Genomic DNA, 12,785 nt, shown 5'->3' with positions numbered 1-12,785 from the left:
GCATGCACGCCAGACGTCAATCAATCAAGAGCCGATGGTGGCAGGCCGCCCTCGCCCTGGTAGTCATCCTCGGCGTTTACCTCGGCTACGCAACGCTGACCCGCCACAACGACAAGGCTGCGGGCGAAGCCAAGGCCGAAGCCTCGGCCAGCCAAGACACCGTAACCATTACCAACCAGCAGGCTCAGCATGTCGCCGTCGTGACGGCGCGCATGCACGACTTCGATGTACACCGCGACGGCGTCGGTTATATCGACTTCAATCAAGATCGGCTGACCCCGGTGTTTTCGCCGTACCAGGGCCGTGTGCGGCAGGTGTTGGCCAAGACCGGCGACCATGTCGCCAAGGATCAACCGCTATTTACGCTCGATAGCCCGGATCTGGTGCAGGCCGAATCGAACTTGATCGCCACCGCGGCAACCCGCGCGCTCACCAGCAAGGCACTAGAGCGCACGCGCAAGATGCTGGAGATTCAGGCCAGTGCGCAAAAAGATGTGGATCAAGCCAGCTCCGACCAACAAAGCGCCGAAGCCAGCTATAAGGCAGCCCGCGATGCCTTGCGTATTTTTGGCAAATCCGAGGCCGAGATGGATCGATTGGTCGCCACCCGCAAAGTCGATGGCGAACTGCGCGTTGTCAGCCCCTTTGCCGGCCTGGTCACCGCCCGCAATGTCGCCCCCGGCGTGCTGGTACAGCCGGGCAATGCACCGGCCCCGTTCACCGTCGCCGATGTGTCAACCTTGTGGATGATTGCCAATGTCGCCGAGGCCGATGTCAGCGCCTTGCAGACCGGGCAACAGGTTTCCGTAACGGTCGATGCGCTGCCCGGGCGCAAGCTGCAGGGAACCATCGATACCATCGGCAGCGCGATCGATCCAGGCACCCATCGCATCGCGGTGCGCTCGGCCATCAACGATCCGCGGCATGAATTACGCCCGCAAATGCTGGCCAGCTTTCAGATCCGCACCGCCGACCCGACCCACTCTGTGGCGGTACCCATCGATGCGGTGGTGCGTGAAGGCGACGGCAGCATGACCGTGTTCATCACCAAAGACGGCCTGCATTTCGTACGCCGCGCGGTCAGGCTCGGCCAACAACAAGACGGGCTCGACCAGATACTCGAAGGCCTGTCCGCCGATGAGCGTGTCGCCGGCGATGGCGCCCTCTTCCTGAGTAACGCACTGGCCCTGCAGTCGAAGTAATTCCGCACGTTTCGCGGCATCCCTTAAGTTCAGTAGCTCACCCAGAAAGAAGGCCAGACGTGCTCAGAGGCATTATTGCGTTCGCACTGACCCGGCGCGCCATCGTCATCATGGCGCTGGCGGCCTTTGTCGTTGCCGGGCTGGTGGCCTATGCCAAGCTCAATATCGAGGCCTACCCCAACCCTGCGCCGGTGATTCTGGAAATCACCGCACAGGCGCCAGGGCTTTCCGCCGAGGAAATGGAACGCAGCTATACCCGCCCGATGGAACTGGCACTGGCGACGACACCCGGGGTGGAAAACATTCGCTCGACGTCGTTCTACGGCTTGTCGTTCGTCCGCGTCACCTTCAAGTACGGCACCGACTACTACTTCGCCTACACCCAGGCAGCGTTGAATCTGCAGCAGAACGCCAGCTTGCCGAACAATGTCCAGCCGCAGATCCAAGCGTCCAGCCTGGTCGGCGAAATCTATCGCTATCAGCTTGTCGGCCCATCGCATTACGGGCTGACCGGCCTGCGCACGCTGCAAGACTGGGTGGTTACGCGACGCCTGCTATCGGTGCCGGGCATCAGCCAGGTAGTTACCTGGGGTGGCACTACCAAGGCATATAACGTCGACGCCGACCTGCATAAACTGGAAGGCTATAACGTGACGCTGCCGCAGCTGATCGCGGCATTGGGCAATGCCAACACTAATGTCGGCGGCCGCACCATCAATATCGGCCAGCAATCGGTCAACATTCGCGGTGTAGGGCTGATCAAGGATACTGACGACATCAGCCATATCGTGCTGTCGCAATCCAACGGCACGCCGGTGCTGGTCAGCGATGTAGCCAAGGTATCGGTCGGCTCGGTGCCGCGCCTGGGCAAAGCCGGCCGCGACGATCAAGACGATGTGGTCACCGGCATCGTGGTGATGAACCGCACCTTGCAAACCAACGAAGTGGTCGCCCGGGTCAAGGCGGAAATCGACAAGCTGAACTCCGACGGCACCCTGCCCCCCGGTGTGCGCATTGCGCCGATCTACGACCGCTCGACCCTGGTCGACGTAACCACCCACACGGTGCTGCACAACCTGCTGTTCGGATGCCTGCTGGTGTTTCTGATCCAGTGGATTTTTCTTGGCGATCTACGCAGCGCCATTATCGTCAGCGCCAATATTCCGGTCGCGCTGTTCTTCAGCATCATCATCCTGGTGATGCTGGGCGACTCGGCCAACCTGCTTTCGGTCGGCGCGGTGGACTTTGGCATCATCGTCGACTCGGCGGTCATCCTGATCGAGAACATCTTCCGCAATTTCCAGAAGAATGCGACGGAACGGCAAGAGCTGCTGCACGAGCAAGCGCAAAGCAACTTCGCCATGTATACCCGAGGTCATGCCGGGCATGGCTGGACCGAGCGATTACGGCTGCTGTTTATCAGCGCGATTCAAGTCGATCGTGCGGTGCTGTTTTCCTCGGCGATCACCGTGGCGGCATTTATCCCGCTGTTCACCATGCAAGGCGTCGAAGGGCAGATCTTCAACCCCATGGCGCGCACCTACGCCTATGCGCTGACCGGCGCCCTGATCGCCACCTTCACGGTGACCCCGGTGCTGGCCTCGCTGCTGCTGCCCAAGCACATCAAGGAAACCGAGACCTGGTTTGTGCGGGCCATTCGCCGGGTTTACTCCCCGGTGCTGCATTGGGCCTTGAGCCGGCGCAAAACCACCGTCGCCCTGGGCCTCGGTTTTCTTTTGCTGGCAGGCCTGTTGCTGCCACGCATCGGCACCGAATTTCTGCCGGCCCTGGAAGAAGGCAACCTGTGGATTCGCGCCACCATGCCGACCACCATCTCGCTTGAGGCGGGCATGGACAAGGTCAACCGGATGCGCCGCATCGTCAAAGCGCATCCGGAAGTCATTACCGTGGTGTCACAGCACGGCCGCCCGGACGACGGCAGCGATGCGTCGGGCTTTTACAACGTCGAATTATTCGTACCGCTGAAAGCCGAGAGCGAATGGCCGGCCGGCCATACCAAAGAACAACTGGTCAGCGAACTGCAACAAGAATTCAGCAACGAATTCCCCGGTGTCGAATTCAATTTCTCGCAATACATCCAGGACAACATCGAAGAGGGCCTGTCCGGCGTCAAAGGCGCCAACTCCGTCAAGATCATCGGCCCGGAACTACCGATACTGGAGAAACTGGCCGACCAGGTGCTGCATGAGATGCGCCAAGTCAAAGGCGTGCAAGACCTTGGCGTATTCCGCGTACTCGGCCAGCCCAATCTCAACATCACCATCGACCGGGCCAAGGCCGCGCGCTACGGACTCAACACCGGTGACATCAATAGCGTGGTGCAGGCCGCGGCGGGCGGCACCACGGCGACCACCGTGCTGGAAGGCGATAAGCAATTTTCGCTGGTGGTGCGGCTGGCGCCGGAATATCGCTCCAGTGTCGAATCGATCGGCAACATCAAGGTCGGCTATGCCACCGCCAGTGGCGCCATGGCGTATATCCCGTTGCGCGAGCTAGCAAGCATTTCACTCGATACCGGGGCGTCGTACATTTATCACGAACGCAACGAGCGCTTTATCCCGGTCAAGTTCAGCGTGCGCGGCCGCGACCTTGGCGGCACCGTGGAAGAAGCGCAGCAACGCATCACCGAACACGTCAAGCTGCCCAGCGGCTATCACATCGTATGGGCCGGTGAATTCGAGGATTTGGAGCAGGCCAAACACCGCCTGGCCATTGTGTTGCCGATTGCCGTCGGACTGATCCTCGCGCTGCTGTTTACTTTGTTCAACTCTTTCCGCGACAGCCTGCTGACGCTGGCGGCGATTCCATTCTCGATCGCCGGCGGCATCATCGCCTTGTATCTATCCGGCTTGAATATGAGCGTGTCGGCCGCGATTGGTTTTGTTTCGCTGTTCGGCGTGTCGGTGATGAACGGCATCTTGGTGATCACCTATTTCAATCATCTGATCTTTGAGGGCAAGACACCGCTGCAGGCGATGTATCACGCCGCCGAGCAACGCATGCGTCCGATGTTGATGACGGCACTATCGGCCTGTATCGGCTTGCTGCCTGCCGCCTTGTCCACGGGTATCGGCAGCCAGGTGCAGCGGCCCTTGGCCACGGTGGTCGTCGGCGGCATGCTGCTCGGCCCGATCATGTTGCTCATCGTCGCGCCCGCGCTACAGGTATGCGTGGTGGAGTGGTCGCAAGACCGCAAGCAGCGGCGGGCGCACAAACCCACCGAGAAGGGAGGTCTGTGATGAGTCGGCAACGCATGCTCGCCCTGACCCTGCTCGCCACGCTATGCGGTGGCTGCGCGGTAGGCCCGGACTATCACCGGCCTGCATCAGCCAACCCGGAAAGTTATACCCGCACGCCACTGCCCGCCACGATCGGCAGCGCCGCGCCGACACCGGACGCGCAGCATCTCGATCCCAGTGCGCAGATCAGCCGGACCTGGTGGCAGGTCTTTGGCTCACCCGCGTTGAATGCGCTGGTGCAGCGCGCCTTAGAGCACAACCCCAGCATCCAGAGCGCGCAGGCCGCGCTGCGCCAGGCGCAAGAAAACGTCATCGCGCAGCGCGGGGCTTATCTGCCTTCCGTGCAAATCGGTTACTCACCGAGCCGGCAAAAGAATGCCGTCGACACGATCTCGCCCACCCTGACATCCGGCGCGGCGATGTACACGCTGCACACGGCTCAACTCAGCATTGCTTATGCGCCTGATGTATTCGGGCTCAATCGACGCACCGTCGAATCGCTGCAAGCACAAGCCGATACGCAACGGTTCCAGCTTGAAGCGGCATACCTGACCCTGGCCTCGAATGTGGTGGCCGCAGCCATCCAGGAGTCGGCGCTGCGTGCGCAAATCGACGCCACCCAGGACATCATCGCAGCCAGCACGCGGTCGCTAAGCATCATGCGGCAACAAGCCAGCCTCGGCGGTGCCTCTGGCTTGGACGTAGCCGCCCAGGAAACCGCCCTGGCGCAGGCGCAGCAAAGCCTGCCGGTGTTACAAAAACAACTGGAACAAACCCGCGACCTGCTGGCGGTATTGGCGGGAAGCCCACCCGCGCAAGGCGGCAACGAAGATTTCGAGCTGACCGGTTTCACCCTGCCGCAAGCACTGCCGTTGAGCCTGCCCTCGCAATTGGTTGAACAACGCCCGGATGTGCGTGCGGCCGAAGCACAAGTCCATGCGGCCAGCGCGCAGGTCGGTATCGCGCTGGCGAATCGCTTGCCGCAGTTTTCCATTGCCGGCAACTACGGCGGCAGTTCGACTCATTTCAGCGACATGTTCAAACAGGGCAATACCTTCTGGGGCCTCACCGGCAACCTGACCCAGACCGTGTTCGATTTCGGCACCCTAAAGCATCGCCAACGCGCCGCGGAAGCCGCCCTGGAACAATCGGCAGCGCAATACCGCACAGTGGTCTTGGGTGCGTTTCAAAACGTTGCCGACACGCTTTATGCGCTCGACGCCGACGCCCGTACCCTAAGCGCCGCCACCCAGGCAGAAGCCGCGGCAAAGAAAACCCTGCAGCTGACCCGCCAACAGCTTGAGCTGGGTTTCGTCAGCGGACTTTCCCTGCTCAGCGCCGAGCAGGCGTACCAGCAAGCGCGCGTGACGCAGATCCAGGCACAGGCTGCCCGCTTCAGCGATACGGCCGCGCTGATTCAAGCGCTGGGCGGTGGTTGGCAGGCGGATGCCCCCTAGCGTCATCCCCTGCTTGCAGGGGATGAAAAGCCGTATCGTATCGAACGGTATCGCCTCAGCCCGTACCGCCTCAAGTCAGCCTTGTGCTTTAGCGATGGCGTCATCGATGCGCTTAAGCGCTACGGCTCGCCCAGCCAGATATACCGTGTGCTCGATCGACGGCGATACCTGGGTACCGGTCATCGCCACACGCAATGGCTGGGCGATCTTGCCCAAGCCAAGCTCCAGCGATGCGGCAACCTGCTCGACCACCTGATGCACCGCATCCGGCGTCCACGCCGCTGACGCCTCAAAGCCGGCACGTGCGGCCTGCAACACCGCCACCGCCGTGTCGTTCTGCAAATGCTTGGCGACCGCTTTGTCGTCCCACTCGCCGATCGGCGCATACCAGATCTTCGCGCGCTCGGCCATTTCCTTCAGCGTATGCACGCGATCGCGCAAGGCGACAATCACATCAGCCGGCGCGGGGCCATGGCTGGTATCAATGCCGGCGCGGGCGAGATGCCAGGCAAATTCCGGCACCAGCGTCTGCGGATCGTCGCTTTTCAGATAATGCTGGTTGAGCCATGACAGCTTCTCGGTATCGAAACGCGAAGCGGCCTTGTTCACATCGCCGATATCGAACAGCTTGACCATCTCCTCGCGCGAGAAGATTTCCTGATCGCCATGGGACCAGCCCAGGCGCACCAGATAATTGAGCAGCGCATGCGGCAGGAAGCCGTCATCGCGATACTCCATGACGCTGACCGAATTGGTGCGTTTGGAAAGCTTCTTGCCTTCCTTGTCGAGAATCATCGGCAAGTGGGCAAACTCCGGCACCTTGGCGCCGAGGGCGAGATAGATATTGATTTGCCGCGGCGTATTGTTGACGTGATCGTCGCCACGGATCACCTCGGTGATGCCCATGTCGATGTCGTCCACGACCACGGCGAAGTTGTAGGTCGGCCAGCCATCGGAGCGGAAGATCACCAAATCGTCCAGCTCGCTGTTCGCCCACTCGATCCGGCCCTTGACCTTGTCGTCAAACACCACCGAGCCTTCGGTCGGATTCCTGAAGCGAATCACCCGGTTCGGATCGTCGCGGTAGGGCTCGTTACGGTCGCGGTAGTAGCCGTTGTAGCGGGGCTTTTCGCCCTTGGCCATCGCAGCCTCGCGCATGGCCTCGATCATTGCCCGCCGCCAACAGCTCATCGGCCACCTGCTGGTAACGTGCCAGCCGGTGGGTCTGGTAAATCGGTGCCTCGTCGGCGCCCAGGCCCAGCCACTGCATCGCATCGAGAATCGCTTGTACGGCCTCGTCGGTGGAGCGCTCGCGATCGGTGTCTTCGATACGCAGCACGAATTCACCGCCGCGACGACGAGCCTCCAGCCAGCAATAAAGCGCGGTGCGCGCACCGCCGATATGCAGGAAGCCAGTTGGACTTGGGGCGAAGCGGGTGCGTACAGTCATGGGGGATTCTTAAGATGGGCACAAGGCGAAAGCATGGATTTTAACGGAACTGGCCTGGATCACCGAAGATTTCGTCAGCTCTGTGCGATATCGGTGGCGCTGGCCGCCTTCGGCCTGCCCATCGACGCGCTAGCCGACGATGCGCCGAGCTATGACCGCCCCGGTCTGGGCTTCGCCCCCAACACCTTGAAACCCGGCAGCGTGACCTATGAACAAGGCCTGCCCAGTTGGAGCCTCTCTCACGATGCCGGGGTACGCAGCAGTCAGTACCTGACCGACAGCTTGTTACGCGTCGGCCTGCTTTCCGGGCTGGAACTGCAGCTCGGTGGCGCGCCCTATGCGCGGCAGCAGAACAGCGGCGCCGGCGGCGATCAACTCAGCCAGGGCCACGGCGACAACAGCTTAGGCCTCAAGTTGGCCCTGCCCTCTGCCAACCCGGACTGGAGCTGGGGTGCGCTGGGCACGGTCGAATTCACCAATGGCAGCCGCGGCATTCGCAACCCGCAGCGGCAATACACGCTGGGGCTGAATGTGGAACAGCAATGGGATGAGCACCAGGCCTTCAACTATTTCGCGCAATGGCAGCGCAGTGGCAACAGCAACGATATCCAGTTGGCCGCCAACTACGGCTACGCCTTCACCCGCAGCTGGGGCGCCTATGGCGAGGCGGTGCTGGAACACGGCCAGGGCCGCCATGGCAGCCGCCTGGGCCTTGGCCTGACCTGGCTAGCCAACGAACGCCTGCAATGGGATACCTGGTGCCGTCACCGGTTGGCCGGGCGGGCACCCGACTGGGAGGCCGGCTTTGGCGTCGCCATGCATTTCGGCCACTGATCGCACCGGCCTCGGCCAAGCCGAGGCCGGTGCAAACGCACTGCCGGAGTTACTTCACATGCACGGTGATTTTTTTGGAAACCACGGCGGGATCGAACGGAATGTGGTTTTCGTCCGCCAGCTCCAGCTGCAAGGTATGCGTACCCGGCGCGAGCTTCAGCGTGGTCTGGGTCTGGCCATTGCCAAAGTGAAGATGCGTATCGTCTTTGGGGATCGGCTGGCCGGCTGCGGGTAGATCTTGCACATCGACCAGGAGGTGATGGTGGCCGGTACCTTCCTTTTTGATCCCGGCGGGCGCCACGCCCATCCCTTTCAAACCGAATTCGACAGTGAACTCCGCCTTCACCGTCGCGCCATCTTTGGGCGAGATGATGTAAACCTCGGCACCGGCAGGCGCCTTGGTCACCGGCAATCCTGGCGCGTCGGCAGCCAGGGCCGCATGGGTCAACGTGGTCAGGGCCAGGGCAAGCAGGATGCGTTTCATCAGCGGGTCTCCGTAGGTTGAAGCGGCAGAGTGTAAGCGCAGACCCTACTCCATCGACCGTCATGCTGTCGTCATGCGAGCGCCATGCCCCCGCAACGCCACGCGCCGATCCTACGCCGGGCCAGCATCGAGATTGTCATGCGCATCGGCATTGTCAGCGAAACGTATTCCCCCGAAATCAACGGCGTTGCACTGACCGTGCACAGCCTCGCCGCCGGCCTCGCCGCCCACGGCCACAGCATCGACCTGATCCGGCCACGCCAGCCACAACCGCACCAGGATGAGCCTGGCATTGAGGCACTCGAAGTGCGCGGCATGGCGCTACCACGCTACCCCGGCCTGCGCTTTGGCCTGCCGGCGGGCCGCCTGTTGCGCCAGCACTGGGGCAAGCAACGCCCCGATGCCATCTACGTCGCCACCGAAGGTCCGCTGGGCTGGTCGGCGGTGCGTGCCGCCAAGGCCTTGGATATACCGGTCGCCACCGGCTTTCATACCCGTTTCGATGCCTACGCCAACCACTATGGCGTCGGCTTGATCACCCCGCTGGTGCGCGGTTATCTGCGCCGTTTCCATTGCCGCGCCGCCGCCACCCTGGTGCCTACCGACGCCCTTGCCAACGAGTTGCGCGCTATCGGCGTGCCCACCGCACGGCTGCTGCGCCGCGCGGTGGATACCAAGCTGTTTCACCCGCGTTATCGCGATGAAACCCTGCGCGACAGCTGGCACGCCGATGCCACGACCCCGGTGGTGCTTTATGTCGGCCGGATCGCCGCGGAAAAGAATCTCGACCTGGCGGTGCGCAGTTTCCGCGCCATCCAGCAGCAAGTGCCGAATGCGCGCTATGTCTGGGTGGGCGACGGCCCTGCCCGCGCCGCGCTGCAACAGGCCAATCCCGATTTCATCTTCGCCGGCATGCAGCGCGGCGAAGACCTGGCGCGGTATTACGCCAGCGCCGACATGTTTCTGTTCCCCAGCCTCAGCGAAACCTTTGGCAACGTGATCCTGGAGGCGCTCGCCGCCGGGCTGCCGGTAGTGGCTTACGAGGAAGGCGCTGCGCGCGAACATCTCTTTCACGGCATCAATGGTTATCGCATCAAGCCCTGTGACGAAGCGGTTTTCATTGCCGCCTCGGTGCAGCTTGCGGCGAATCTGCAACTGCTCCATCAAATGGGCGAAACCGCTCACAGCAGTGTGGCCGGCCTCTCGCCCGAAGCGGTGATCCGCGAGTTCGAGACTCTGTTGCGTCAACTGAGTGAGGAGAGCACGCATGAGCGCCATACCGCCACTGCCCACGCCTGACTTCCCGGCCGCCGGGCCACGCTTTGCCATCGATCGCCGCCTCTGCGTCGCCGCCAATCACTGGGGCGCACGCCGCGCGGTAGGTATGTTCTTCAGTGCCATCAGCCGTCTCGGCGACGGTGTGTTCTGGTATGCGCTGATGGCTGCCCTGGCCCTGCTCGATGGGCGCCGCGGCCTGCTCGCCTCGGTGCAGATGGCGGCAACCGGACTGACCGCGCTGCTGCTGTATCGCCTGCTTAAGCGCTGGACCCGCCGGCCACGACCGTTTCGCACCTGCCCCGGGGTGATCGCTCACATACCGCCGCTGGACGAATTCAGTTTTCCTTCCGGGCATACCCTGCAAGCGGTGAGCTTTACCGTCGTGGCGCTGGCCTGGTATCCGATCCTTTCGCCACTGTTGCTCAGCTTCACCGCCTTGATCGCCGCCTCGCGGGTGATTCTCGGCTTGCACTACCCCAGTGATGTGCTCGCGGCCATCATGATTGGCTGCGGACTTGGCGCGATGTCGCTGTGGATTTCTTCCATGCTGGCGATGCTCTGAGCGGGATGATTCCAGCCGCGACGCGGTTTGCGCGGACGCCAGCCGTCACAACGACTCGCCTTACGCCAGCACCGGCGGCGTGTCGCTCAACGCACTGGGCAAACTCTACGCACGCTGTGCGACATAGCTTATCGCTCAGATAGATAGAGTACCTATCCACAGGCTTTGCCCACTGCCTTCCACAATCGCTGTGGAAAACTCGCATGGCAACGCGTGCATCGACGCCGGTGCAAGCACATCCGCCCATGCACCGCGGGCATGTTGGCCAAACCACGCTGCTGCACAAACTCTGCGCACGGTGTACGACATGCGTTATCGCTCAGATAGATAGCGTACCTATCCACAGGCTTTACCCACTGCCTTCCACAATCGCTGTGGAAAACTCGCACGACATCGCGCACATCGACGCTGATGCAAACACATCTACCAAACCACGCTACTGCACAAACTCTACGCACGGTGTACGACATGCGTTATCGCTCAGATAGATAGAGTACCTATCCACAGGCTTTACCCACTGCCCTCCACAATCGTTGTGGAAAACTCGCATGGCATCGCGTACATCGACGCTGATGCAAACACCTCCGCCAATGCATTGCGGGCATGTTCGCCAAACCACGCTGCTGCGCAAACTCTGCGCACGGTGTACGACATGCGTTATCGCTCAGATAGATAGCGTACCTATCCACAGGCTTTACCCACTGCCTTCCACAATCGCTGTGGAAAACTCGCATGGCAGCGCGCACATCGATGCCGGTGCAAGCACATCCGCCAATGCTCCGCAGGCATGTTGGCCAAACCACGCTACTGCACAAACTCTACGCACGGTGTAGGACATGCGTTATCGCTCAGATAGATAGCGCATCTATCCACAGGCTTTGCCCATCACCCTCCACAATCGCTGTGGAAAACTCAGGGCAAGCCTCGCCGGCATCTGGTCATAAATCCATCACACTGTGCCAAGTGCTTGTTAGCAAAGGCCCGCAACGGGCTTGTCCACAGGCTTATCCAAGTCACGTCCACCGTCGCTGTGGACAACTCGATCAGCATGCCGCGCGGCGCCGGCATCTACTGATCTATGTAGAGCCATGGCGAATGCCGACCCATGGTGGGTGCGCAACACGTAACGATGCACGCTCTGCGGCAGCAGCGAGCCGCCCCGACCCGCCAACACCGGGCTTGGCGGCCTAGGCCATTTGGCGCGCTGGTCGCTGGTGGCTAAGTAGCCATCGCTACGGCCCGATGGAATGGCTTTGGCGCTACCTGACCTATCTGCGCCGGCCGACGTGGCTTGTATCCCCTAGCTGAGATGCCCTCGCTATACCTACGCCTTGCTTGCAAGCTTCGCTTCGCTTGGATGCAGGCATAGCCTCATCGCCCTGACCACACCGATACCATTCGCAGTCAATGGGATTCGCGCGATGGTGGCGATGCATCGATGGCGTCGTAAGCCTGGCTCGCGGCCTGATCGGCAGTAGATACATAGCCGGTCGCGGGAGCGCTGCCACGCTGGGTCCAGATAAACATGCCCAGAAACAGCCCTCCCAGCACTGGAACAAGCCATACGATCAGAATCTGCATAACTTTCTGGCGACCGGTAAGGCCATCGCTTCTGACGATCGCGATGGAAACCACGGCATTCAAAACCATGAGGCCAACCAGTGGCGCTTCGATTATGTCCGTCCAAGTCATCGAGATCTCCCTTGAGTTCATGCTCCGCCCCGACGCGGTAACGGACGTTTCCAGGATACCGAAAGTAAGCATCGGCATCCGCGGACGGGGCAGTCATCGCCCGTGTCACGCGAGCGATTAGCCAGGGTGACTGCGGACAGCGACATGGGCGCGCGTCAGACGCGATCAACTCACCTGCCGTACGCATCGCTCAAGCCAGAGAAATGAGGCCAATGCCGCCGTCGGCACCTGCCCCCGCGTAGCGGCCACCGTGTCCAGCAAGGTCAGCACGGCCCTCTGGTCGACCAGGCCAAGGTCGGCCAAGGCACAGTCGCGCAACTGCGAGGCAACGGTTTTGGCATGCTTGGAAATCTGCTCGGGAAGCACCTGCACGAAGGTTTCTTTGGTGTAGCCACGAGGGAACACCTCGCCGCCCAGCTGGGCATGTAAATACTGTCGCATGACTTCCCGGCCTTGCCGATACTCGCGCGGAAGCTGGTGGCAAAAGGCGACCAGATTAGGATCGCTCAATGGATTCACCGGCCACAGTCCATGCCGTAGTAGATCAGGTCCACGGCACGCATGTG

9 protein-coding genes and 2 pseudogenes are annotated in these 12,785 nt (G+C 61.6%); 7 read left to right on the top strand and 4 right to left on the bottom strand.

What is annotated here, in order from left to right:
• From OUZ52_RS20220 to OUZ52_RS20210, 3 genes are all read left to right on the top strand, one after another.
• Positions 1–1,202: efflux RND transporter periplasmic adaptor subunit (locus OUZ52_RS20220; RefSeq protein ID WP_266160362.1), on the top strand; the 1,202-nt coding region annotated here is incomplete at its 5' end.
• Positions 1,203–1,261: 59 nt separating this feature from the next.
• Positions 1,262–4,462 (top strand): efflux RND transporter permease subunit, encoded by a 3,201-nt coding sequence (locus OUZ52_RS20215; protein ID WP_266160361.1) that lies wholly within the window; start codon positions 1,262–1,264, stop codon positions 4,460–4,462.
• Positions 4,462–5,919 carry an efflux transporter outer membrane subunit gene (locus tag OUZ52_RS20210; RefSeq protein WP_266160360.1) on the top strand — a complete coding sequence of 486 codons (1,458 nt, stop codon included), beginning with the start codon at positions 4,462–4,464 and terminating at the stop codon, positions 5,917–5,919. The genes OUZ52_RS20215 and OUZ52_RS20210 overlap by 1 nt, the downstream gene beginning before the upstream one ends.
• Before the next feature lie 75 nt (positions 5,920–5,994).
• Here OUZ52_RS20210 and gltX read toward each other — a convergent pair.
• Positions 5,995–7,369: pseudogene (gene gltX, locus OUZ52_RS20205) on the bottom strand (glutamate--tRNA ligase).
• Positions 7,370–7,402: 33 nt separating this feature from the next.
• On the opposite strand from gltX, the gene OUZ52_RS20200 reads away from it, so the two are divergent.
• Positions 7,403–8,203 carry a transporter gene (locus tag OUZ52_RS20200; protein ID WP_266160359.1) on the top strand — a complete coding sequence of 267 codons (801 nt, stop codon included), beginning with the start codon at positions 7,403–7,405 and terminating at the stop codon, positions 8,201–8,203.
• 49 nt (positions 8,204–8,252) lie between these two features.
• Here the strand turns inward: OUZ52_RS20200 and OUZ52_RS20195 are convergent, their stop codons facing one another.
• Complete coding sequence (locus OUZ52_RS20195; RefSeq protein ID WP_266160358.1) at positions 8,253–8,687, bottom strand: DUF4399 domain-containing protein; 435 nt, start codon at positions 8,685–8,687, stop codon at positions 8,253–8,255.
• 138 nt (positions 8,688–8,825) lie between these two features.
• Here OUZ52_RS20195 and OUZ52_RS20190 point away from each other — a divergent pair, with 138 nt between their 5' ends.
• From OUZ52_RS20190 to OUZ52_RS23075, 3 genes are all read left to right on the top strand, one after another.
• Positions 8,826–9,986 (top strand): glycosyltransferase family 4 protein, encoded by a 1,161-nt coding sequence (locus OUZ52_RS20190; protein WP_266160363.1) that lies wholly within the window; start codon positions 8,826–8,828, stop codon positions 9,984–9,986.
• Complete coding sequence (locus OUZ52_RS20185; protein ID WP_266160356.1) at positions 9,955–10,527, top strand: phosphatase PAP2 family protein; 573 nt, start codon at positions 9,955–9,957, stop codon at positions 10,525–10,527. The genes OUZ52_RS20190 and OUZ52_RS20185 overlap by 32 nt, the downstream gene beginning before the upstream one ends.
• Before the next feature lie 1,194 nt (positions 10,528–11,721).
• Positions 11,722–11,835: a DUF418 domain-containing protein gene (locus OUZ52_RS23075; RefSeq protein ID WP_425493895.1), complete on the top strand. Its 114-nt coding sequence runs from the start codon at positions 11,722–11,724 to the stop codon at positions 11,833–11,835.
• A gap of 96 nt (positions 11,836–11,931) precedes the next feature.
• Here the strand turns inward: OUZ52_RS23075 and OUZ52_RS20180 are convergent, their stop codons facing one another.
• Entirely contained in the window at positions 11,932–12,240 is a 309-nt protein-coding gene (locus tag OUZ52_RS20180; protein ID WP_266160355.1) for a hypothetical protein, read from the bottom strand.
• Between the two features lie 144 nt (positions 12,241–12,384).
• Positions 12,385–12,785: pseudogene (locus OUZ52_RS20175) on the bottom strand (asparagine synthase-related protein); the annotation flags it as partial.

The sequence above is a fragment of the Dyella silvatica genome (assembly GCF_026283955.1).
GTDB classification, from domain to species: Bacteria; Pseudomonadota; Gammaproteobacteria; order Xanthomonadales; family Rhodanobacteraceae; genus Dyella_C; species Dyella_C silvatica.
This window is presented reverse-complemented; position numbering and strand designations above follow the sequence as displayed.